Origin of the sequence: Bradyrhizobium cenepequi (assembly GCF_020329485.1) — a bacterium.
GTDB classification, from domain to species: Bacteria; Pseudomonadota; Alphaproteobacteria; order Rhizobiales; family Xanthobacteraceae; genus Bradyrhizobium; species Bradyrhizobium cenepequi.
Map to the genome: position 1 here is coordinate 1 of NZ_JAGKJI010000043.1, position 21558 is coordinate 21558.

Below are 21558 nucleotides of genomic sequence, written 5' to 3' on the forward strand. Positions count from 1 at the left end.
GTGCAACTGTCGACCGAGCCCGTCATGCGCGGGCGTGTGATTGCGATCCTCCTCGCCATCGCGTTGGGCGGCGCCCCCATTGGCGCGCCGATCGTCGGTTGGGTCGCTGATCGGTTCGGCCCGCGCTGGGCGCTCGGCGTCGGCGCTGCCGCGGGCTTGGCCGCGGCGATGGTGGCGATCTGCTACCTCGCAAAGTACGGTCACCCGCGCGTGCGCATCGACCCTGAACGCCTCCGCTTCATCCCGAGCTCTCGGCCTGAAAACTCCGCCTGCGGTGCTCGCCCGCGCCGACTAGGCGATTGAAAACGAGCCGGATTCGGCAGTCGGCTTCTCCTCAATCCCTCGGCCCGAAACGAATATTGAATTTCGTGATTGGCACCGTCTGAAAAGCGACTCTCCGTCTGAAGAGTCACTCGGCGTTAGCCAAAAGCTTTACCCTTCGATAGCGGCACTCTCGATCAATCCCAGGATCGACGCGATGGGTCAAAATCGGTAAGTCTCAGATCGAGGACAACGATTCCGCTTCGCTCTCTAAAGCAGACGTAGTGTAGGTGCCGCTTTACACTCCCTCAGTACCCATTTTGACAGAAAACTTTCATTTGTCGCGACTGGCTGATTCGGCTTGATGGGAATGCGTCTGCCGCGAGCGGCTCCTCCCACAGAGCCCGCGGGTGTCCTCGGCAGCAAGTAGGCGGCTCCGGCGTTCCAACGCCCCCTAAGGCCCCAGCGCCGGAGCCGTCCCCCTTGCCGGGGCAACGCCAGGCGACGCCCGAGCGGTGCCCGGAGTGCCTAGGAATCCGAGCGCCGCAACGGGCGTGGCCGCGGGCTGGACTCTCTGTGACCACTCAGTTCGTTGTAGATGCGCAGCTCCCGGGCTCGCAGGTCATATGGACGTAGCCAGTCGCGGTTCACGACAATCATAGAGATCACGCGCCTATTGGGTTACGCCCTCAACGGCAACGACGTTGTAGTGCGCAAAGTTCTCACCGACTTTTCTGATCTCCTCGTATTCGGGCGAGTGACGCCACTTGTTCTGAGCGTCCAGCTCTCCCATCGTAGGATCACAACCCGCCCCTTCGGGAAACCACCGTCGATTTGCGTTCCCTGTCCTGCTGCACGTAAACCCCACCGTGATCTTTGATCGTCTTTTGAGCGGTCGGAAGATACTTGGTTCTATAGTCCTCAGCGTCTTTGATTTCGTTGATAGCGACCATATACACGGGCGGCTTCGCCTGAGCATGTAGCGCCTGGATGGCGGCCGCACCAATTACTGCACCTGCTAATGTAGAAAGTACAACAGCCCTCATTGTTGCCTCCAACTGAGACCCAAGGATTTTGGGCACGACCGGAAGCATAGAGATTTTGTCGCGCTCAGACAGGCCCTCCATTTTGCGCGGTGCAATAACACCGGGCGCCGCAGCTGCTGTTCGGATCGCACAAGGTCGGGTGCGTGGTCGCATGGGCGGCGGCAGGCAGCACGCACTGGGAAAATATGCAAGTTCGGCCAAGCGACAGGAGCCGGACGTGAACAAGGCATGAACTTTATGCGGTTTTCGGCTGATACTGTCGGCGCGAAGGGTCGTTGGACATGGTCACGCTGATGAAGAAGCAGTGGGCGCCCGCCATCGGCGCCGCGAGCCCTTTCGTCGAAGATCGTCTTGCACACCTCTGGGAGGCGCGGCGGTTCGTCAGCGTTCTGTCCGCATGTACGGGCTGCGCTCAGATATCAATCGCAAATCAGGATCGGCACTTAAGGATTGGGAAGTTTCCAGCCGTACCGAGCTCTTTTGCGGACGCTCCGCTACGAGAACCCAGGCAATCACGCCAAACGCGAACAGAGTTGCAGCTAGCGTCCAAGGATCCCGCACCATGGCGTCTCTCCTCTGGCCGTTCAACGGCAACGTAGCACCGGCGCGCGATATCCAAATTCACGATCGCGGGTGTCTGAGAAAAGGAGAGGCCCCCAAGCCAGAACTGTTCCTAAAGCGCCGGGCCTTGGGCTGTTAGGAGCTGCAAACGGGACGGGTGAATTGCGGTTTGCCGCGGGGGCCAATTGGCGCAGGGAGCGAGCGCCTCGAGATACTTTCCGCAGGCGAAGCGGTACTCAATTCGAGATCCTGAGATCATCGCGCCACCGGTCGCGATCGTCAGGCATCGCGACGTGATGGCTGCACTTGTAGTCGCGGCAGTAGATCAGGACGCCGCGCAGGCCTGACTCGCGCATTTCGTCGAAAGTGATCTTCTGAGATTTTGTCACGGTGCAACCGTCATTGGGCGGACAACGCGGGACAAGAGGAGAACGGCAAATTGGCAATTACGGCCCAAGCTGCTGAAAATGCCAAGCGGAGCCAATCTAGCTTAGTGCAACGGCCTCTGCGCAGGATGACCAGGCAGCCGGTCAACGAGTTCTGCGCATATTAGCCAAAGTCTTTGTTCCAACAGCTCGTTCGCCAGCATCAGAGCTTTGACAGCGCCACGCAGGTCACCGTTGCAGGCGGCGACGATCTCGTCCACATCCTGCTCGTATTGGTCGAGCAAACTGTTGGTATGCGCGCGTGACATGCGAGCGACACTCAAGCACGAAACAATGCTCGGTTGTGAAGCACCGAGAGTACTCCCCACTATTCACAGGACACAAGGCGGAAGCCAACTGCTATTGTCGGAGCGCCGAGCCCTGCGGTGACACCGCGAACAAGCGGCTCGGTGTTGTATTTTCGCAACCCGCACTTCTGCTCCGAAGCGATAACATCCATTGGCTCGGGGGTAGCATATGTTCGACGTTTATTTGAGCGGAAAGCGCGATCTGCTCGTTGTTCGTAAGGGGCTTCCTATCCCCACTCGCACGTCGGGGCGATGGCGGAAGTCCAAGAAGAAAGTTGTCAAAGTCAGCGACGAGATTAGGTCGGCTGTTGAGAGACAAGGCTACTACCGGCGGAAGCTGAGCGACGCAAAGTTAGGGGTTTCCTGACTTCGAGCCGATCCATCCCAAGGCGATGCCGGTGATCCTGGCGACCGACGCAGGGCGCGACGTCTGGATGCGCGCGCCGTGGGACGAGGCGAAGGCATTGCAGAGGCCGTTGCCGGACGATGTGCTCAGGATCGTGATGCGCGTGGCGGATAGATCGCTTTGGGCCGCACATTTCGATCATCGTATCCAAGATACTGGAGCGCGAGATCAACATTGTGATGGTGTTGCGGGCAGCTTGTCGGTTGACCTCTATGAGCGCGGCCTACACTCACGACGGCTCTGACCGATGTCCCGATCCCTTTGCAGATCAGCTTCGAGTTCTTCGATAATGGCGTGAAGCAGACACGTGGCAAGCGGATCTGTGACTTCCCGCTCCAACAGTCGATAGCGCACGATCTCGACTTCTCGGTCTCTCAACTGGCGCTCTGTCATGATCCATGCCCTCCGGCAAACCGACGTGGAGGCGGCTGAATTGTTTCGCTAAAATTTTCGGATCATTCCCTATGGTTACTCATCAGCAAAAAAATGAGGCGGGCGCCGTGCACCAGCCGCGTCCGATGTCACCCGAGAACGGACCGAGAAATCCGTAAATCTCGGACGTTCGAATATTTGCAATATTAAATTCTAGAGTAAATAAATAACGTATAAATTAAACCAAATTAAATGTGGACGCAATTTAAATTCGGATTAAGATTGGAGCACTTGGCGCCGGATGAACGCGTCAAGGATCTCCGAGAAACGGCTCCAGCATCCTGCCCCCTGGATGTAGGGGCCGTTTCTTCGAAATGGTGACGCGAAACATGCGGTTGCTATCACCGGGTGACCTGTTTCTTGTCTCCGCCATGACAGGGGCGGTCTTACTGGTTGAAATTGGACTTTTCATCATTGTGGGCGTGATCTGACCTCCATCGGAAAAGCGGGCAGTCAAAAAAGTCGGTGGAGGCAAGCGGACAGATATCCGGTGGTCTCCAGCGTTCGCGCCGCACCAGCTAGGTGCATTGCCGCAACTTTGGTTCTCTGTTGCCGCCGAAATGCGCTAAGTTCCCTGGCTCGAGGGGATTGCACCAATGGCGACCTATCGCGCCTATCTCTTGGATGAGACCGGCCACGATGAGACCGGCCACGTCGCGAACCGGCTCGATCTGGAATGTCCAGACGATGAGACAGCGAGAGAGCGCGCGAAGTCCCTGCTGAATGAGAATGGCTTGGAACTCTGGTTGCTCGACCGGCGCATCGCCGTCTTCAAGCCCAATGGGCGGGATCAGCAACCATGAAGGACATGACGGAAGCGCTCGAACGGCTTTCGATGGAGGCCGAGGACTGCGCCCTGATCAGCAAGCCTGCCACCGATCCGATTAAGCGGGAATTGTTCGCCAGGCTATCCGATCAGCTTCGGAAAATGGCCACAGAGTTGCGGGTTGCGATCAAGGCGAAAGCCGCTCGCGACGAACCAACAGCCCCGGACTAGTACGGAAAGAAATCTGACCTTGCCTGCCTTATCCTCGGTTAGCGACGAAAGGGGGCGTTAGATGACGACGCTGACATGTACGAGTTGCGATGGTGCGCGACGGCCGGCCGCCGTTGAGCCGATCGCCGACGGCTACGAGATCACGTCGTACGAGTGCCCCAACTGCAAGACGGTAATTCGGCTCGTTGAGGCGCGGAAGGAGCCCACGATTTCTTGTCAGGGTGGCAGGGCCTGAAACGGCCAAGCGGTTCACGCGCTCCGAGGGATCATCTGTGGCAAGAGATTAGGAACGAAAGCTCCCGCCACGATTTTGGAAGCTATGAGACCGCCGCTCGCCGTTAACTACACGGCGCATGTCGCGGATAGCCAAAGGTCCCCAAGGACCCGCTGTTTTCAGAACAAGCGCTCGCGCAGATAGCCAAAAGCGGCGGTCTCCGGTTCCAATTAGAATGCTAGCCGTGCTCGCAGGCGGGAGGAGGCTCAGTTATGCCCAACCGCATTGACATAGACCACAAACACAGCCGCGCCATTGTTCGAGAGATCGGCGAGAGATTGCGTGCGTCGCTGAAACCAGAGCCTGAATTGCCACCGAGCGTTAGAACGCAAATCAACCGGCTCCGACAATTGGAAACTCAGGCACGATCGACCATTCCAGCGGCCGAGCATTGGGACAAGCCGCGCCGTTAAGCCGAGTTGGGACAGCACTGACGGCTTGGCGGAACAGGGGCGAGCAATGCCATCGGTTAAGCTTCGTGCATCAAAAATTTTGAATGAGTTCGGTGAGGCACAATCCGAATTGACCGGCATCGCCGTCGTCCTTACGAACGGAAAGGCCGGCGAGGTCGAGAACGTTTGGCTGGATGAGTTGCACGGGCCTCGGATTTCGATCAAAGGTCATGATGGGTAATGGCCGGTCTCGACCATCAAGTTCCCGGAGGACTAGTTCCTGGCAGTCCGGCCGCTCGCTGCCCACAGCGCGCGTTCCTTTCAGAACATTCCGATCAGGATGAAGAAGCCGACTTCGATCAGAGACGTCGTCGACATAATGGCGACGGTCAGGAACACGTCGCCCGCTGAGAAAGGGTTCATGACTGCCTCGCATCTTGCGAAGCCCTGTCATGGAATGCACATGGGTTAGAAAGGTTTCGGTTCCAGACATCTTGCCCAACCGATTTAGCACACTCGATTGGAACTATTGGAGAGAGGCGGCTATTGCCAATGTGCGTCTGTATGGACGCCCGTAATGAGAGGGAGCGGCCCTTGCTGTTCTCCACGAGGCGGGGCCGCTTCCCCTTTGACTTTGCCTTGTAACGGCTCCAGGCGTCCCCGAGCTGGGGCCGTTTTGCCTGGACACTGGAATTGGAATTGGACAAGAAAGGCGAGAATACTGGGCTGGACGGCCGTCTCTGACGGGCCAGCCCGGTAGCCGGCGCACTAGGCGGCTTCTTTGATTGGCGCGCAGGCCGTAAGCCGGATTTTTCCAGCATCTGTAAACCGGAAATGTGTCCGCACGCGCTTGCCATCATATTCGCGGTAGTCGAGCGAAACACCATCCGCTTCGGGCATCAATGCGACGATCTCCAAAGCATCGGCTGCGGATGCCGCGAGCCTTTGACTCCAGTACCAGTTCAGCGCGGCTCGGCCTTGAAAGCTTCCGCCCTCGCAGCACTCGACCGCAGCCGCCTCATCATAGAGGTCCAACAAATCATCCAAGCGACACTGCTTACAGGCGTTGACCCAATCGACAACAATAGCGATAGCGTCGAAGCCGTCGCGAGCATTCGACATAGCCCACCTCCTCGTTGGCGCTTCCCGCCGAGATGGGTAGGGGCCCTGGCCTGAATGGATTGTGAACCGCCGTGATTTTGCCGAATATTTTTCAAGTCCCCGCAACCATCAGTCTTGTCCCGCGTCACCTCAAGCAAGGAGCGCGAATGGCTGACAGCGAGCAAAAGCAAAAACTGCAAGGGATGGTGATGCGCTACCGCATGATGGAGCGCGAGGTCACTGACCCGCTCGCAATCTGTCTCTTACGCGATATCGTTGCAGAACTGGAAGCGGACCTACAGCAGTCCGACGAGTAGTTCGTGGATCATACCAAGCCCGGCAGCCATCGGGCGTCCGCGCGGCCGTGAGTGGGCTTTTGAAAGGTACTTTGGGGCGGGTAATCCCGGGGGTAGGCGGGACGACCCGAATTTTCGCATATTTGCGATTCGTCTTTCCGATTTTTGTTCCGGCGGTAATCTTGCGAAATCCGTAAGATAGGCAAGGCAGTGACTAAGCTGGACCGAGCATGGTGGGCATGGCGGGCGCTTTCCAAAAGCGAGAGGGCGCAGTTTCTGGCGCTGCTCCGCGAGGCCTATGGTCGGGAGCGAGCGGCAGCCCTACGGAAGCGTGGCAACGGCGGTCACGGCAAAGATGTATTGGGCCTTCCGGCCGTGCCTACCGTAAATCAAATCCTCCCATATTGATGATGCAGTCCGCCAAGGATCGGACGACAGATAATGCATCCGGCTGTCTCGACGGAACGTGATATCGGCGCATCCTTGTTCAAGGACAAGTGAATGCGCGTGGCGTTGTAGTAGCTCATGTACAACAGCAGCCTGCGAGGGAGGTCCCCTCCTCCGCGCCATATACTTGGCGACGCTGGTCTGGCCAATGTCGATGCCGAGCTTGAGAAGCTCACCATGGATTCTGGGCGCTCCCCACCACGGGTTGGCGAGGCTCATCTCGCGGATCCGCCGGCGAATTTCCAGGGACCCTGGCGGTCGACCGCAGCGGCGTCGCGATTTCGAAACCGGCGCGGTGCCAGCGGATCACGGTGTCCGGTCGGACGATTGCCAGTGCATCATACATCTTGGGAACCAGCCGGCAGACGCCTCCCAATATAAGTCTGTCAATTGACCCAAATGGAAGTCTCTTGGGATTGGCGCGCCGCATCACATGATTTGATGCCTCAGCACCAAAATCTCTGCCTCGAGCGTTGCGCGCGACCGTAGCAGATCGATCACCGCCCCAAAGATCAGTTTGCACAAATCCAACATCGAGCGGCAGCATCGCCCGATTCCCGATCAAGCGCCAGCGGATTGGATTTACGATAGGGACAGCCGCGACACCAAGGTCGCGAAATTCAACGGCGGCATTCCCCTCACCTACGGTCCCCTCGCCTATCTCCTGAAAAACCGCATTTATCTCGGCGAGATTCATCATGGCGGCAAATGGTTCGAGGGTGAACACCATGCCATACTGGACCGGCAGACCTTCGATCGTGTGCAGGATCTGCTCAAATCCAACACCAACGGGCGCAGGATAAAATCTTCCAAAAGCGGTGCCCTGCTTCAGGGCAAACTCTACGATGACAAGGGCAATCTCATGAGCCCGAGTTTCTCCAGCAAAAACGGCGTTCGGTACCGGTTCTATGTCAGCACGGCTCTACGCGGGCGCAAGGAAAAAGCCGGCTCGAGTCATCTTTGCCGTCACCAACCTCGCGGTATTTATCTTCGTTATGACCGCGATCGTTTACGAGACCCAAAAATCTCGAAACGATCAGATTACGAACTATGCCGATGCCTTGTATTTCACCGTCACAGCGCTGACAACCACTGGCTTTGGCGACATTACCCTGTCAGGCACGGTCGGCCGTCTGATCTCGGTCGTGATCATGATTTTCGGCGTGACGCTGTTCTTCAATCTCGCCCGCGCACTGTTGAGCCCGAACAAGGTACGTTTTCCTTGCCCGACTTGCGGCCTGCAGCGCCACGATAGCGATGCCGTGCATTGCAAGGCATGCGGCACGATTCTAAATATTCCCGATGAAGGTTCGACGTAGCTGAACCGTGTGCGAGCAGCACGACATTCTCCAAGCTGAAACCTCGTCAGCAATCCGCTCTGTACGGCGAATTCCGCAATCTGCCCGCTATGGGTCACAAGCCGCAATGCTCACGGCGAGCAAATCACGTCAGCTCTGCCCGCGAAAGGCGACCTGAGCGAGACCTGCCAAATCCGTCGCGATGGGCCAAAACCGGAAGTCACGGGTAACGCGAGCCTAATTCGCTCTTCCGCGTCCTACCGAGAGGGAGCCACGTGCTCCGCGTGCCCGTCGATGATGGGGCCGACCCCCTCCCAATGCTCGCCGGTGAAGCGAAGCATTTGCATCTGCTCGATCGGGTAAAAATCGGTCGGCGATGTCTTAACGCGGATTCCCGGACGGAGGGTGTCGATCCCGAAATCGAGATTGGCGACCACCTTCATGACGTTCTCACGGGTGAGGTCGTCGCCGCAGCGCTTCAAGACTTCCACCAGGCTGGTCGATATATTGTAGGCTCCCAGCGTGAAGCCATCAGATTTGTCGGCTTCCGGGTAATACCTTGCCATGAAGGCGCGGAATCGCTGCATGCCGGGATAAGAGTCCCATTGCGGGCCGGTGACATCCGTCGCGGAGTTGGCGCTGAGCATGCCCTTGGAATTGTCAAGGCCGGCCGGCTTCAGCACGGCACCGATCGACGCGCCCACGACGGCCAGGATGTGAATCGGATGCCAGTCGAGTTCGGCGAGCTTCTTGATCGCCTGAGCCGCGTATTTCGGCGAGGCGATATTGATGAAGATGTCGGGTTTCGCGGTCTTGATCGCCACCACTTGCGAATCCACGGTCGGCGTGCCGACTTCATAGGCCTCGCTGACGACGACCGTCTTGTCGAACTTATCCCCCAGCACTTCCTTCAGGCCCAGAATGTAATCCCTGCCGAGATCATCGTTCCGAAAGAGCAGTCCGATCTTGGCGTTCGGATAGTGCTCCATGATGTAGGTCGCGTAGATGCGCGCCTCGGCGCGGTAGGTCGGCTGCCAGCCGATGGTCCATGGAAAATGCTCGGGATCGCCCCAGCGCGAGGCGCCGGTGAGGGCAAACAATTGCGGCACCCGCATCGTGTTCATGTATTTCTGGATCGCGGCATTGGTGGCGGTGCCGACCCCTGCAAAGATCAGAAAGACGCCATCGCCCTCGACCAGCTGGCGCGCCTTCTCCACCGTCTTGGGCGGACTATAGGCGTCGTCATAGGAAATAAAGTTGATCTTGCGGCCATTGACGCCGCCATTGTCGTTGATCATCCGGAAATAGGCGCTCATCGTCTTTCCGAAGATGCCGTAGGCGGAGGCCGGCCCGCTATAGGGCACGATATTGCCGATTTTGATTTCTGTGTCGGTGACGCCCGGATCGTATTTCTTTTGCGCGATGGCTGACATAGAGGCGACGGCGAGGATGAGTCCGGAGAGTCCAAACGTCCTGATGCATGCCTTGAGTGCGCGCTTCATGAGTCTCCTCCTTTTGCAGCAGGCGACGTATGTGACGCAGTGTTGAAAGGGCAAATCACGTCATGCTTCCCGGTATGAAACAGCGGACGCGCGGATGACCGTCGATGTAATGCTTCCAGGCCAGTGTGCGCCCGGCGCGGTTGGGCTGGGTGAGGACGGCGCCGTCAGGCACTTCCAAGGTTACCCCTTTCGAGTGGATGCCGCTGCCGGGCCGACGCCAATCTGCATCAAGTCTCGGCCAATGACGAGTTCGCCCGAGAAGCCCTTGCCTGCAGGCAGCAGTTGTTCTCGTGTAGCGTTGCCGGGCACAATGTGGCTGAGGACAAGTTTCTTGACGCCTGCCGCTTCAGCTATTCCTCCAACCTCTTCAACCGGCGTGTGGGCGTTAAGCAGATGTTGCATCAAGCCTTCTTCGGCGCCCGAACGCGGCGTCGGAAAGAGACGATTGACCCAACTCGTCACAATGACTTCGTGAACGAGAATGTCTGCGCCTTTTGCTAGTTTAATTAGATTCTCGCTGCGCGCCGTATCGCCGGAGAACACGATAGACCCATCGTCAGTGTCGAAGCGGTAAGCGAATGCAGGCCAGACCGGAGCGTGATCCACCAGGGTTGCGGAAACACGAACGCGATCGTCCTCAAAGAATTTGAACGGCTCCATCTGGGGAGAGGGGGTTTCATTGGGCGATTTGAAGCCGTCAATTGGCGGGATACTGATGTCGTGCACCTCGACCAACGCTTCGAGGCTCCGTTTACCGTTGTCGCGCATTCGGTCGTTCAAATCTGTCGCGAACGCCTGATAAAGGTAGCCCGTCATATCTTTGGTGCCGGGCGTCGGATTATCGGGACTAATAATTGGAGCAGTGGGGGTCGGAGAGCCAGGCAGTGAAAAGATAGGCTCCATTTGGCCGCGCCGACCCGGACCAAAGACCTTGAGGGGTGAGGATGGGCGGTCGAGCCCGGTGAACAGCCCGAACAGCAACAGATTCGGATAATCGACCGTATGATCGGAATGGAGATGGGTCAGAAAGAGCGCTCTCAAGCTTGAGCCCGTAACGGTCCGGCTACTTGCCGGCGATACCGCTTGCTGAAGGCGTCTGCCGACCCCCTCGCCGCAGTCCACGAGATAATAGGCGTCGCCAACAGCCACGGCCGATGAGATGCCACACTGGTCCGAATTGGGCCACCATGTGGGACCACCTGCAGTGCCTAACAAAAGAAGCCTGGTCGCACTCGCTGCGTCTCCGGATAATTGTGCGAGCTGAATTTGTGTGTCCAGACTGCCGTCGCCTGCGACTGCGGAGCACATCATCGGCGCGATAAGGCTTGCTCCAACGGCGCTTCCCACGATGAAGCCACGGCGGGTGAGCGCTTGCCGAACGGCATGTCCGATCAGATTGCACATCGTTTTCATCCTCGCGAACAAAAGAAGCTTTCGGAACGCACCGGAGTCTAGTGCCCTGAAATGCGTGAGAATACGTCTGGTCGGTAGTCCGCGCCTTCAGAAGGGCTTCTTTTTCCTTACCGCCATCTTGTTTTTCCCTGCCAATCCATGTGTTAGCTTCCATGGCGAGCCCGCCGAGACTGCCGGAGCAGCGAATGCGCTATCAGTTCGAGGACTATGCGCTTGACACCGACCGGCGAGAATTGTGCCGACGAGGTGACGTTGTGCGGCTCGAGCCGCAAGCCTTCGACCTTCTGGAGTACCTGATCCGAAACCGCGGGCGCGTGGTCAGCAGGGGCGACTTGATCGCCTCTGTCTGGGCGGGGCGGATCGTCTCCGACTCGGCCATGACGACCCGCATCAACGCAGCACGATGCGCGATTGACGACAACGGCAAGGCGCAGCGCCTCATTAAGACCGTGCCTCGGAAAGGCATCCGCTTCGTAGGCACGGTGCTAGAGGAAGAGGCCGGCGGGGCGGAGGTCGGCTCGCGACCGTCGGCCCCCTATCCCTCCCTGCCAGACAAGCCCTCGATCGCCGTTCTCGCCTTCACCAACATGAGTGGAGACCAGGGGCAGGAGTATTTCAGCGACGGCATTACCGAGGATATCGTCACCGAGTTGTCCCGGTTCGCCGAGCTGTTCGTCATCGCCCGGAACTCGAGCTTCCGGTTCAAGGGCAGATCACCGGACATACGCCAGGTTGGCCGTGAGCTCGGCGTGCGCTACGTCCTCGAGGGAAGCATCCGTCGTGCGGGCGATCGCGTCCGCATCGCCGCTCAGCTCATCGATGCCGTTACCGGCGCGCAGCGTTGGGGCGAGCGTTACGACCGTGAGCTGAAGGACGTCTTCGCTGTCCAGGATGAGGTTTCCCGTACGATCGTCTCGATCCTGATGGTCCATGTAAACAAGGCCGAGGCCGAACGCACACTTTTGAAGCCGCCAGCGACCTGGCAGGCACACGATTTTCTGATGCGCGCTTCGGATGTTTGGTCGGCGCGCAACGCGGACGACCCTCACGAAGCGCGGCGCAGTCTCTATGAAGCGCGACGTCTCCTTGATCGCTCCATTTCCCTCGACCCGAACTACGCTCGCGCCTATGCCATGCTTTCACAGACTCACCTAGTTGCCTGGGCCCAGCCGCTGGATGAAGACCACCTGAACCCTGCCGCGCTCGAACGCGCGCATCGCTTCGCTCGAAAGTCCCTTCAGTTTGGTCCCGACCTGTCGATCGCACATGCCCAGCTCGGAGGCGTGCTGAGCTTCGAAGGCCAGCATGAGCAAGCCATCGCCGAGTTCGAGAAGGCTGTTGCGCTGAACCCGAACTTTACGGATTGGTGGTTCGGCATGGCGCTACTCCGCGCGGGAGAGCCTGCGAGGGCCATCACGGTCATCGAGACGCACATACGCTATGATCCGTTTTGTTCACCGTGGGCACTGGGCCAGTTGGGGCTCGCCTACTATACGCTGAGGGAGTATTCGAAGGCGCTGCCTCCTCTCCGCGAACTTGCGTTGCGGGTCCCAAGCAAGAGGCAAGGTCACGTCTGGCTGGCCGCAAACCTCGCGCAGCTCGAACAGCTCGATGAGGCCCACGCAGAAGCCGCCGAGATCCTGCGGATCGATCCGAAGTACACGATCGATGGCACGCAGAGGAAACTGGCGCTGTTCAAACGCACCGAAGATATCGAGCATTTCCTTGATGGCCTGCGCAAGGCGGGCCTACCTGAGAAATAAACTGACCGCTCGCAGCCCCAAATCTCTCGCCCGGAACGTCAGCTTCTCCTAACATCGGTACCGCGAGGGAAGGGCTGCTTCGGGTCAAAAACGGAAGGACCCGGCGCGGTTGAAGCAGGTCAGCTTTTCCTCCGGCAGCTGACCTGGGCTTAGGCCTGAGCTGCTGACCGGTGCAGAGGGTCGCGGCTTCGCGCATCGGATGTTATGGAACAGTGGTGCATTCACTAATAGGCTAATGACTCAATCTTGATGATGGTGACTGGATCTCCGCCAGCCCGTGGCGGAGGTGGCATGCCCCAGCGCATCATGACCATCTCGCGCTCGCCACCATCGTTGCGCACCACTGCCGCCGGATAGTCGGGAAACACGCTCGGCATCGGCGGCAGATTGCCGACGTACCTGTTGATGGCGCGAAACAGCGCGATGATCGCGGGCTTGGTTCGTGGTGATGCTGTAGAGATTGCACATGCCGTGGCCCTATTGATGAGCGTTCGCATCGTCTGAACAATTGGTCGGGCATCCCCCCGCTCGGATGAAGGCCCGGTATAGCCACGGCTCGACGTAGCTGCCTTTCCACATCCCTCGGACGATATATTCAGCGTCGCGTTGAGCAGCATTGTACTTGCCCTTTGAATGCTGCGGCCAGTCCAGCGCTAGACCGTTCCGCACCAGCCATTCACCGATATCGGCGCCATCCACCGAGCATGTCGCTACTGTTCTCCCGTACCGGTCCAGGCTGATCGGCATGCAGTCTGACCGGCCGCTTCGCGATAAAGGCGTCAAGGTCGTTCTCCGCCTGCACACCGCAGCGGTACTGCAAGCTGTCCTCGCCCCGGCAAAACTGCGTGCTCTCAGGTGCGTCAATGTCGTGCCGTGGATTGACGCTGCTGCGCTAGGCGTGGGGAATGCGGCTTAAGCCGCTGTCCTCATCTCTGGCGATCTAACCGGCGATATAATCGCTTTTGATTATTCGCCGGATCAACCCAGGTGAAGCAGTCGGCCAGATCATCAATGCTTTGCAACACGCCAAGCAGGGCATAGGCGTTGAACGGCGTTCCTGCGCCCGTTTCATAATGGCTGACATAGTTCGCCATGATCGACGGGGCATGATGGCTCTGAAGATTTGCAATCTGCTGTGCCGATAGCACGCAGCGCCCCGCGGACTGATAGAGCGCTACCGCTTCGGTGATGGCTTCAATGAACGTGGATAGGGTACGCTTGTCGCCACGCGTGGCATAGTCTGGCGGCACCGGCACTTCGAGCTTGGCAATAATCTGGCCGAGCTTGTATTCCAGATACTGGCGCAAGAACGGCTCGCCAATGTCGATTTGGCCCGCGTTTAGATATTGCGCCGCTTGGGTTTTGAGACGGTCCGCCTGCTGTGCCGATACCATCAGTCGCCCTTTCGGGGGCATGCCTTGCAGCTTTTGATGGTGCCATTCTGCAGTGCCGTTCAGTCGGTCAAAGTATTTCTCCAGGCTGGTATCGTGGCTGAAAATGATGAATTGCAGCCCGTCTGGCACCCCGCCAATCGCCCCATAACGCAGCCGACTGCGCAACGCGTCCATCAGCTTGAATTGGTGCCCCGCATCGAAGCTGGAGGTTACATCGTCGAGCACCATGAACCGCGGCATCCCCCGCTGACGGGTAGCCGCCGCCAGGAAGATCGCGGCGGCAACCGCGTTGCGGTAACTCTCTGACAGCAGGGCGCGCGCGCTCTGATCCTGCAGACCGAAGAAATCCGCCAGTTTGAGATCGACGTTCTCGCTGGTTTGCGCCCGGCTGAGGGTGGGCCGGACGTTGGGCCCACCGCGTACCAGTTGGCCGAATAAATCCTGGCAGCTCGCCTGGATATCGGTAATCCGAGCATTTGCGAGCGCCGTTTCTGCCGTGGCAAAACTTTGGGCAGCCACTGTGATAAAGGCTTTCCAGCGATTGAGGCGAGCGAGCTTAGCACGCTTGGCCGTCACCAAGGGAAGGCTGGTTTCATACTCTTGCACCGCATCCCGAAATTGCTTGGCTTGGCCGAGCGTGCGCGTCACCTGCACCAGAGAAGGCGGCAGTGTAGCCTGGAGATCGGCGATTTCATCTTGAGCTTTCGTCAGCGCACTCGCCCGGCGACCTTCGAGCGCGGCGAGCTGGGCCTTGCCCCGTTTAAGATCGCCCGTGGCGATGGAGGCTTGACGCGTCGCAAGGGCCAGGCTTGCGCTGACGCGATCCGCGGCCGCGACCGCCAGCACCGGATATTCCTCAAGCTGGCGCAGCTTCGCGATACACGCGGCTGCCGCCGCCTGCCGGGCTAGTTCAGAATCGAGCCGTGCCGCCTCATCATAGATCGCAATCTTGGCTTCCAGCTTGTCTTTCAGTGGCCCATCGGATGCCGCTTCACAGACCGGGCATACACGGGAATCGTGCCATTCCTCGCCGACGACAACCGCGAGTGCATCCTTCAGCAGCGCATGAATCGAGGCTGCCCCGACCTCACGAATTGCCTCATCCCGTGCGACCGCGAGCGCAATTAGGGCATCAATGTCACTGGATTCCGCCGCCGTTACCTGAAGCGCGCCCAGGGCCGTGACGGTTGTATTCAGCTCATTAAGCACCTTGCGCGCCGCGCCGCCTTCCTCCTGATCGATCGCCCATTCCGCTGTGTCAAAATTTAGGTCCATCACCGAGCTGGAGCCCAGCAGCGGCGCGAACAGCGGCATAGCCACCAGGGCCGCTGTGACGCCGGCTTTGAGGAGCGCGGTATTCTGGAGGCCAGCGACTGCCGCACCGGTAACTTCCTGATAGGCAGCCAGCATGCGCCGCTCGATCCCGCTGAGCGATCTGGCTTCAGTCGTCAGCTCGTTATCGAGGGCCGACAGCCCCAAGTCAGTGTTGATGTTGCGCGTGTTCCGCGCACCATCGAGAGCTTGTCTCAGCCGTGAATAGCGGCTCAGGCCAACCAGCGACGCGAAGGACCGCCCCCGGTCGAGCGCCGAACAGTCAATGAAATCGGCAAATCTGGCATAATCGACCAGCACGAAATCTTCTTGGAGGCTGGCCAGAAACCCTGTCGGGTCAGGATGACCGGAGGGCGATGACACCGCCCTCCCCCCACGCGCCGGGCGCGTAACCGTGATCGACACATCGGGCGCCCCATCATCACTGCCGAACACCAGGGCGATTGTCGCGCATTGGCGGGGATGGAATTTGTTGACGACGTAGCTATCACCCTTCTCCACATCCTGCAGACCTTTGAGGCGCGGTACCGTTCCGTGGATAGCGAAATGCAATGCCTCGAAGATCGAGCTTTTGCCTACGCCATTGGGAGCATGAACCGAATTGACGGCATCCGGCTTGAATCGCAGAACCAACGGATCGCTGTCATTGTTAATGCCGCGAAAGCCCTCAATCGCCGCCGAGGTAAGGAAATATCGACTCATGTTGCAAGAGCCGCCGGCAGTGCTTCAACGGCAACGAGCACTGCCCGATGAAACTCCTCAATCGCCCGGCGATTACGGGCTGCATCCCCATCCCCGATTAAACTGGCCAGGTTGTCGAACAGGATTCTTGCGCATTCAGGATCGAGCTGCTCCACTTCGGCCCGGAAAAGCGCAAGGTTCTCGTCAAATGAGAGTGTTGCGTCGAAATCCACCGTATACCCCTTAGAACGCGAACTTGGCCTAACCCTGGGCTTCGACTGGGCACGGCCGTTTGGTTACGAGATTGGGTCTGAAATCGCGAGGGAAATCGTGCTCGGTCGATGTTCGCTTTGCAGCACATTACGGACCCCGGCCAAACTTCGAGCCAAGTCAGAAAAGTGCCGAAAATATCGGGCGACGCAAAACAGCATCCGAGATTAGAATTCCCAAGCTACAGCTCGACGAGGTCGATCACCTTGTCTTGGATGGATTTCGCGAGATCGACGACATGTTGATGATGCGTAAACACAATGATCTGGCGGCGATGTCCCGCGGCTGCCAGCAGACGGAGCGTCGCCAGCGTGCGCCTTTCGTCGAAACTCGCCAGCAGGTCGTCGCCAATAAACGGCATCGGTTCGGTTGGCCATCGCTCCAACAAAGCGAGGCGGAGCGCCAGAAAGAGCTGATCGCGCGTCCCCTCGCTCAGGCCCGAGACCGGCACTCGCTCGGCGTCATGCCTCTCTGCTATGAGGACCGGCTGATCGTCCTCGCTATAGTCGATGCCCAGACCGGCGAAGGCGTGATCGGTTGCCAACGCGAAGAGCGATCCGGCACGCGCAATCAGCGGATCCTGCACCATGGCGCGATAACGCTCGATCGTGCGCGCGGCGAGCCGCGATGCCGTCGCTTTCAGGATCCAGCGTTCTGCAATCGACAGTAACTCGGCGTTCGCCTCGGCGCGCTCCGCCGCCGCTGCTGCGGCGTTACGCCCTTTCGTCAGTACTTCGAGATCGAATTTGGCTTGATGGTGAATGGCGGATGCGTCTGCGATATCCTTCAGTAGCTGTTTTTGCCTCACCGTCTCACGCTCGATCTCGCCCGGCAGCACGTCAAGGTCCAGGTTTTCCCTCTCCCGCCGCAAAGTGTCCTCATCGCGACCGTCGGCGATTACGTACAGCTCCCGCCGCGTGTTCGCCTGATCAGCTTCAAGGCGATGCCTTATCGCAATGCGCTCAAGCGGGGCCGACAGATCACCCATATCGGCCACACCAAGCTTTGAACGGGCATCGCCCAGCACCGCCGCGATCGCTTCGCGCCTCGCAAGCAGAGCCTGGTGAGTGCCAGTCCGCTTCGCCGCGTTCTCGCGCAGTCTCCGGCAGGTTTCGCTGTCACGTCGCGCCTGACCGAGTTTTTCCATAATGCGCGCAAGAGATTCCTGCGCTGATGCGCTTTTGAGTTGCGGCGCGACTCGATCCAGTACGCCGAACACGTCGCGATCGAAGGCTTGCAGATCGTCCCCTATCGTATCAACGCTGCGGCCTTCACGTTCGTAACTCGCTTTGGGTACTGCCACAAACTGCCAGACAGCCAACGCGGCCTCGGCTTCCGCCGGCGTCGCCGCTTCAGAAAGGCCGATGCCGCTCATTGCTGCCGGCCACAGCCTCCGGCGAACCTCGGCCAGTTCGGCCTCCGCCGCCTCAACCTCGGCCTTGGCCTCCGCCATATCCCGTTCCGCACGCTTTTTTGCAACGGATCGTGCTTTCGTGTCGGCCCTCGCTGCCTGCAATTCGTCGAATCGCGCCTTTGCCTCGCGAAACAGAATCTCCGGCGCCAGCGTGGGATCAGCCGTGCGGCCTGCGCACTCGAGAAAAGCGATCACCGCCGCCTTGCCCAACTCGAGGCTTGATGCGAGTGCATCGACTTCGAACTTCTGCGAGTCGCACTTGCGAAGCTTCGACAAGACGTCGTCGAGCCGCTCGCGCCAACGAAGCATATCAGCTGGACCACGAGGTACCAGGCCGGATGCAGCCCATGCATGCCTCCAGTCGACCTCCTCCGCAGCGAGATCGGCCTGCAATTTCGTCAGCCTGTCCGCGTAGCTGTCGCGTGCGTTGCGACTGGCCGCAAGGCGCTCCAGCCCATCCTCCTGGCGCGTAGCGCGTCCTGTGTCGGCCAGCAACAAATCCGTGACGCTGTCAATATCACGTGACGAGCGCACGATCTCTTCGAAGCGAAGCGCGCGCTGGTCGCTGTCGCCCTCAAGCACAAGGCGTAATCCATCAAGTGACACATCGCGTTCGGAGCGCGCGTGGGACAGGTCCGCTCGCGTAGGCACAGCGCCTGCGCTTGACAGTCTTGTAAGCTCGGCCTTGGTCGCCGAAATAATATCATCGGTCGCGGCGATCGCATCGCGCAGGCGCTTTGCCTCGCTCTCGTTCAGTTGGGAACGGTGCGCGTATTTTACGATCGCAGCCGCATCTGGCAACGCCAGCCCGTGAAGCTGCTCTAGTTCACCTGGCGGCGGATCGAGCGACGCAACCGCGCAGGTCAGCTCTCGCATCTCAGCGTTCAGCGTGGCCACGTCGCGGCGCAGCCGCTCCGACTGCGCCGGGACATCGCCGAGCGCGTCGAACCGTTGACGCAGATGTTCGATATCGACCAGATCGGACTTTGCATCCTCAATGGCCAAGTCGTCGTACTCCTGCCGCGCGCGTGCTCCGCGAAGGTTCGCATCGGCGATCGCCTTTTCGGCGCGCCGTGTTTGCTCAATGAGATCGCGGGCCAGCGCCAAAGCCGGATCGGTCGGCAGTCTCTCCAGCAATTCGACATGCGAAGGCAGCCCGAGCCGTCGCGCCGCCTCTTCGAGAATCCCCTGCGCCTGATCGCGCGCGAGGCGGCGGCGGGGCAAATCCTCGGTTGCCTTGCGCACGGCGCCTAGGGCTTCGCGCAGCCCGTCGATCTTTGCACCTTGGGAAAGCAGGGCCTCATCGACCGCCATGGTCGCAATCTCGGCCTCGTCGGCAGCCCCCGCCGCCTTGAGCGCGGCAATCTCGTTGCTGATGGCTCCATGTTCGTTGAGTGCCGCCCGCCACTCAGACAGAGATTGCTCCGAAACCAACGGTAAGGCCGAGAGGACCGCCAGCTCCATCCCTATGTTGTCCAGCCGCAGGAGATGCGGGCGTACGCGCAACGTCCGGCGCCAGCGGACCAACAACGCGCCGGCCTGGTCGTGCTCGGTGCTCAATGCATCCAGACGCGCCTTAGCCTCTTGCACAGCGCTTTCCGCCTGCCGAATGGCGTCCCGCGTAACGATCGCGTCGCGAAGTGCACGGTCGGAATTGTCGCGGCGTTCTGCAGCGACATAGAACGGCTTGTTTGCGGACCGGCGCGGCGTGAACAGGTCATCGGCCTCTCCCTCCAGCCGCTCTTTGACACGCGACAGCGCCGCCATTCCCGCTGAACTTGCAGCCAGCGTCTCAGCCAGCCTTCCTCCAGCCTTCAACAATTCATAACCGCCATCCCGTAGCGCCTGTGCAGTCAGACCGAATTCACGGTTGAACGATTCACGTGACAGTCCTTCGAGAATGAACGAAAGTCGGTCATCGGGCAACGGCTGATCATGCTCGTCAACAAGAGTGTTCTTGTTTCCTTTGCGTCTACGCGCCGTGACCGTTCGCCCGTCGGAGTGGCGAAGGCAGCCGCCGATCCGCAAAGTCTTGCTGTCGTGCCGGAAGTCGTAATCGGTGCGTGCGCTGAACCCGAACAAGAGATCGCTGATTGCCGACAAGGCGGACGTCTTTCCTGCCTCGTTCGCGCCGCGAACGACATGAAGCGCCGCCTCGGGATGAAACGACAGCTTGCGATCTGAAAAGACGCCGTATCGTTCGAGAACCAGATGCTCGATCCTCACGCTAGCTCTCCCGCAAGGAGCGCGCGCGCATCTGCCGCCAGGGTCTTCAGGGTGTCCAATTGAGAATATTCGTCATGAAGGTCCTTCGGTAGCCTGGCCTTCAGAAGCTCAGTCAGTTCAAGGAGAATGGCAGCGAAATCCGGGTCGGCCGCAGCTTCCGCCAGCAAGCGATCCACATTCAGGCTTTCGCCGGGCGATAGGGCTGCTAAAGCCTGCGGGGGCAAGCTTGTTTTCACCTTGAGTTGCTCGACCCAGCAGTCAGGCGACAGTTGAAACCCGTTCGCGCGAACATCGTCCTGCAGCGCCTCACGCCGTGCGACGAGATGACCGTGAAGGCTTGTGGCGCCGGTTAGCGTGACCCGCACGGCAAGGGGGCGCCCCTCGCCTTTGGTATGTGCATCGGCCATGGCAGCCCCGATCCGCGACATCAATTCGGCATCGGTGGAAATGTCGGCGACGTCGACCGACAGATGAGCCCAGCGCGCGCCATCCAGCGTCACCGGCGATACATCCACGATGCGACCGTCATCGACGGTGACGCGCACTGCGCCCTTGGCTCCGGTTTCGCGCACGCCCCTTCCCTGAAGATTGCCAGGATACACGATCCATGGATCGCGGCTGACAATCTCGGCGGCGTGGACGTGACCAAGCGCCCAGTAGTCGTAGCCGAACCGCGTGAGGTCCTCGACCGTGCACGGAGCGTATCCCTCATGGCCGCGCGTTCCATCGAGGGACGTATGCAGGACGCCGATATTGAGCCAACCGTCACAGCGGGCCGGATAGGTCTCCACAAATTCGGCGGTGAGCCGGTTCTGGAAGCTTCGGCCATGCAGGGCAACCCGATAATGATCCAACGTATGAGTCTCCGCCTTGCCGGCGCGGAATGTCGTCACGCTCTCCGGATAGGGCAGTTCGCGGGACATCACGCTCTCTGCGTCGTGATTGCCCTTAACGATGAACGTTGGAATGCCTCCGCGGTGCAAGGCACTGATCGCGCGCACAAAGAAGAGTCCCGTGGTTACATCCTTCCAGTCGCCATCAAAGATGTCGCCTGCAATGATAAGAAAGGCCGCTTTGCTCGAGATCGTTTCCTCAACCAGCGCCTCCACGGCGCGCCGGCCGGCCTGGGCAAAGCGATCGGCGACTGCCTTGTCCTTGAGACTTAGGCCGGCGAGCGGGCTATCGATGTGCAGATCGGCGGCGTGAATGAAGGTGAAGCGCATTATGTCCAACGCTGGCGCGTCGGCACCTACGGCCTCAGCGGGAAATTGACACCTGAAAACCCGAGTGTTTTTAGGATTGACCCTTTTAAATAGAAA

Annotated in this window: 17 protein-coding genes and 4 pseudogenes; 9 read left to right on the top strand and 12 right to left on the bottom strand. The window is 59.4% G+C overall.

The features are described 5' to 3' along the window. On the top strand, positions 1–303 hold a 303-nt coding region (locus J6497_RS31320), incomplete at its 5' end, for an MFS transporter (protein ID WP_225708089.1). A gap of 758 nt (positions 304–1061) precedes the next feature. Here J6497_RS31320 and J6497_RS31325 read toward each other — a convergent pair. From J6497_RS31325 to J6497_RS42195, 3 genes are all read right to left on the bottom strand, one after another. Next, complete coding sequence (locus J6497_RS31325; RefSeq protein WP_225708090.1) at positions 1062–1307, bottom strand: DUF1330 domain-containing protein; 246 nt, start codon at positions 1305–1307, stop codon at positions 1062–1064. 797 nt (positions 1308–2104) lie between these two features. Continuing rightward, positions 2105–2257: a hypothetical protein gene (locus tag J6497_RS31330; protein ID WP_225708091.1), complete on the bottom strand. Its 153-nt coding sequence runs from the start codon at positions 2255–2257 to the stop codon at positions 2105–2107. A 101-nt stretch (positions 2258–2358) separates the two neighbouring features. After that, a complete protein-coding gene (locus J6497_RS42195) occupies positions 2359–2562 on the bottom strand; it encodes a hypothetical protein (RefSeq protein WP_376708299.1) in 204 nt (67 codons plus the stop codon). A gap of 410 nt (positions 2563–2972) precedes the next feature. Between J6497_RS42195 and J6497_RS31340 the strand changes: the two are divergent. The 4 genes and pseudogenes from J6497_RS31340 to J6497_RS31355 form a co-directional block, all read left to right on the top strand. Continuing rightward, positions 2973–3251, top strand: a pseudogene (locus tag J6497_RS31340) (hypothetical protein); the annotation flags it as partial. Between the two features lie 784 nt (positions 3252–4035). Further along, positions 4036–4242 (top strand): hypothetical protein, encoded by a 207-nt coding sequence (locus J6497_RS31345; protein ID WP_225708093.1) that lies wholly within the window; start codon positions 4036–4038, stop codon positions 4240–4242. Then, entirely contained in the window at positions 4239–4436 is a 198-nt protein-coding gene (locus tag J6497_RS31350; protein WP_225708094.1) for a hypothetical protein, read from the top strand. The genes J6497_RS31345 and J6497_RS31350 overlap by 4 nt, the downstream gene beginning before the upstream one ends. A gap of 733 nt (positions 4437–5169) precedes the next feature. Beyond that, complete coding sequence (locus J6497_RS31355; RefSeq protein WP_225708095.1) at positions 5170–5343, top strand: PRC-barrel domain containing protein; 174 nt, start codon at positions 5170–5172, stop codon at positions 5341–5343. A gap of 527 nt (positions 5344–5870) precedes the next feature. Here the strand turns inward: J6497_RS31355 and J6497_RS31360 are convergent. Beyond that, complete coding sequence (locus J6497_RS31360) at positions 5871–6224, bottom strand: hypothetical protein (protein ID WP_225708096.1); 354 nt, start codon at positions 6222–6224, stop codon at positions 5871–5873. Between the two features lie 146 nt (positions 6225–6370). Between J6497_RS31360 and J6497_RS31365 the strand changes: the two genes are divergently transcribed. The 3 genes and pseudogenes from J6497_RS31365 to J6497_RS31375 form a co-directional block, all read left to right on the top strand. After that, positions 6371–6520, top strand: coding sequence for a hypothetical protein (locus tag J6497_RS31365; protein WP_225708097.1), 150 nt, complete (start codon positions 6371–6373; stop codon positions 6518–6520). A 943-nt stretch (positions 6521–7463) separates the two neighbouring features. After that, a pseudogene (locus tag J6497_RS42200) lies at positions 7464–7670 on the top strand (hypothetical protein); the annotation flags it as partial. A 229-nt stretch (positions 7671–7899) separates the two neighbouring features. After that, a pseudogene (locus J6497_RS31375) lies at positions 7900–8265 on the top strand (potassium channel family protein); the annotation flags it as partial. Between the two features lie 236 nt (positions 8266–8501). Here the strand turns inward: J6497_RS31375 and J6497_RS31380 are convergent. Together J6497_RS31380 and J6497_RS31385 are read right to left on the bottom strand one after the other, a co-directional pair. Further along, complete coding sequence (locus tag J6497_RS31380; RefSeq protein ID WP_225708098.1) at positions 8502–9746, bottom strand: ABC transporter substrate-binding protein; 1245 nt, start codon at positions 9744–9746, stop codon at positions 8502–8504. Between the two features lie 180 nt (positions 9747–9926). Further along, the gene (locus J6497_RS31385; protein ID WP_225708099.1) at positions 9927–11150 is read right to left on the bottom strand and encodes an MBL fold metallo-hydrolase; all 1224 of its coding nucleotides are present in this window, start codon (positions 11148–11150) and stop codon (positions 9927–9929) included. 194 nt (positions 11151–11344) lie between these two features. Between J6497_RS31385 and J6497_RS41365 the strand changes: the two genes are divergently transcribed. Then, positions 11345–12922, top strand: a complete 1578-nt coding sequence (locus J6497_RS41365) for a winged helix-turn-helix domain-containing tetratricopeptide repeat protein (protein WP_283845428.1) — start codon at positions 11345–11347, stop codon at positions 12920–12922. 245 nt (positions 12923–13167) lie between these two features. On the opposite strand, the pseudogene J6497_RS31400 reads toward J6497_RS41365, so the two are convergent. From J6497_RS31400 to J6497_RS31425, 6 genes and pseudogenes are all read right to left on the bottom strand, one after another. Next, positions 13168–13390, bottom strand: a pseudogene (locus J6497_RS31400) (SOS response-associated peptidase); the annotation flags it as partial. Between the two features lie 9 nt (positions 13391–13399). Then, positions 13400–13669, bottom strand: a complete 270-nt coding sequence (locus J6497_RS31405) for a thermonuclease family protein (RefSeq protein ID WP_312010395.1) — start codon at positions 13667–13669, stop codon at positions 13400–13402. A gap of 179 nt (positions 13670–13848) precedes the next feature. Next, the gene (locus J6497_RS31410) at positions 13849–16350 is read right to left on the bottom strand and encodes an AAA family ATPase (RefSeq protein ID WP_225708100.1); all 2502 of its coding nucleotides are present in this window, start codon (positions 16348–16350) and stop codon (positions 13849–13851) included. Beyond that, a complete protein-coding gene (locus tag J6497_RS31415) occupies positions 16347–16562 on the bottom strand; it encodes a hypothetical protein (RefSeq protein WP_225708101.1) in 216 nt (71 codons plus the stop codon). The genes J6497_RS31410 and J6497_RS31415 overlap by 4 nt, the downstream gene beginning before the upstream one ends. A 218-nt stretch (positions 16563–16780) precedes the next feature. Then, positions 16781–20239 carry a YhaN family protein gene (locus J6497_RS31420; protein ID WP_225708102.1) on the bottom strand — a complete coding sequence of 1153 codons (3459 nt, stop codon included), beginning with the start codon at positions 20237–20239 and terminating at the stop codon, positions 16781–16783. Continuing rightward, the gene (locus J6497_RS31425; protein WP_225708136.1) at positions 20236–21462 is read right to left on the bottom strand and encodes a metallophosphoesterase family protein; all 1227 of its coding nucleotides are present in this window, start codon (positions 21460–21462) and stop codon (positions 20236–20238) included. The genes J6497_RS31420 and J6497_RS31425 overlap by 4 nt, the downstream gene beginning before the upstream one ends. Positions 21463–21558 lie beyond the last annotated feature (96 nt).

Bases quoted from the DNA above. Each gene is read 5' to 3' on its own strand.
- J6497_RS41365 (WP_283845428.1), top strand. From the start codon at position 11,345: ATGCGCTATCAGTTCGAGGACTATGCGCTTGACACCGACCGGCGAGAA.
- J6497_RS31345 (WP_225708093.1), top strand. From the start codon at position 4,036: ATGGCGACCTATCGCGCCTATCTCTTGGATGAGACCGGCCACGATGAG.
- J6497_RS31355 (WP_225708095.1), top strand. From the start codon at position 5,170: ATGCCATCGGTTAAGCTTCGTGCATCAAAAATTTTGAATGAGTTCGGT.
- J6497_RS31350 (WP_225708094.1), top strand. From the start codon at position 4,239: ATGAAGGACATGACGGAAGCGCTCGAACGGCTTTCGATGGAGGCCGAG.
- J6497_RS31410 (WP_225708100.1), bottom strand. From the start codon at position 16,350: ATGAGTCGATATTTCCTTACCTCGGCGGCGATTGAGGGCTTTCGCGGC.
- J6497_RS31425 (WP_225708136.1), bottom strand. From the start codon at position 21,462: ATGCGCTTCACCTTCATTCACGCCGCCGATCTGCACATCGATAGCCCG.
- J6497_RS31385 (WP_225708099.1), bottom strand. From the start codon at position 11,150: ATGTGCAATCTGATCGGACATGCCGTTCGGCAAGCGCTCACCCGCCGT.
- J6497_RS42195 (WP_376708299.1), bottom strand. From the start codon at position 2,562: ATGTCACGCGCGCATACCAACAGTTTGCTCGACCAATACGAGCAGGAT.
- J6497_RS31365 (WP_225708097.1), top strand. From the start codon at position 6,371: ATGGCTGACAGCGAGCAAAAGCAAAAACTGCAAGGGATGGTGATGCGC.
- J6497_RS31325 (WP_225708090.1), bottom strand. From the start codon at position 1,307: ATGAGGGCTGTTGTACTTTCTACATTAGCAGGTGCAGTAATTGGTGCG.
- J6497_RS31360 (WP_225708096.1), bottom strand. From the start codon at position 6,224: ATGTCGAATGCTCGCGACGGCTTCGACGCTATCGCTATTGTTGTCGAT.
- J6497_RS31405 (WP_312010395.1), bottom strand. From the start codon at position 13,669: ATGCCGATCAGCCTGGACCGGTACGGGAGAACAGTAGCGACATGCTCG.
- J6497_RS31380 (WP_225708098.1), bottom strand. From the start codon at position 9,746: ATGAAGCGCGCACTCAAGGCATGCATCAGGACGTTTGGACTCTCCGGA.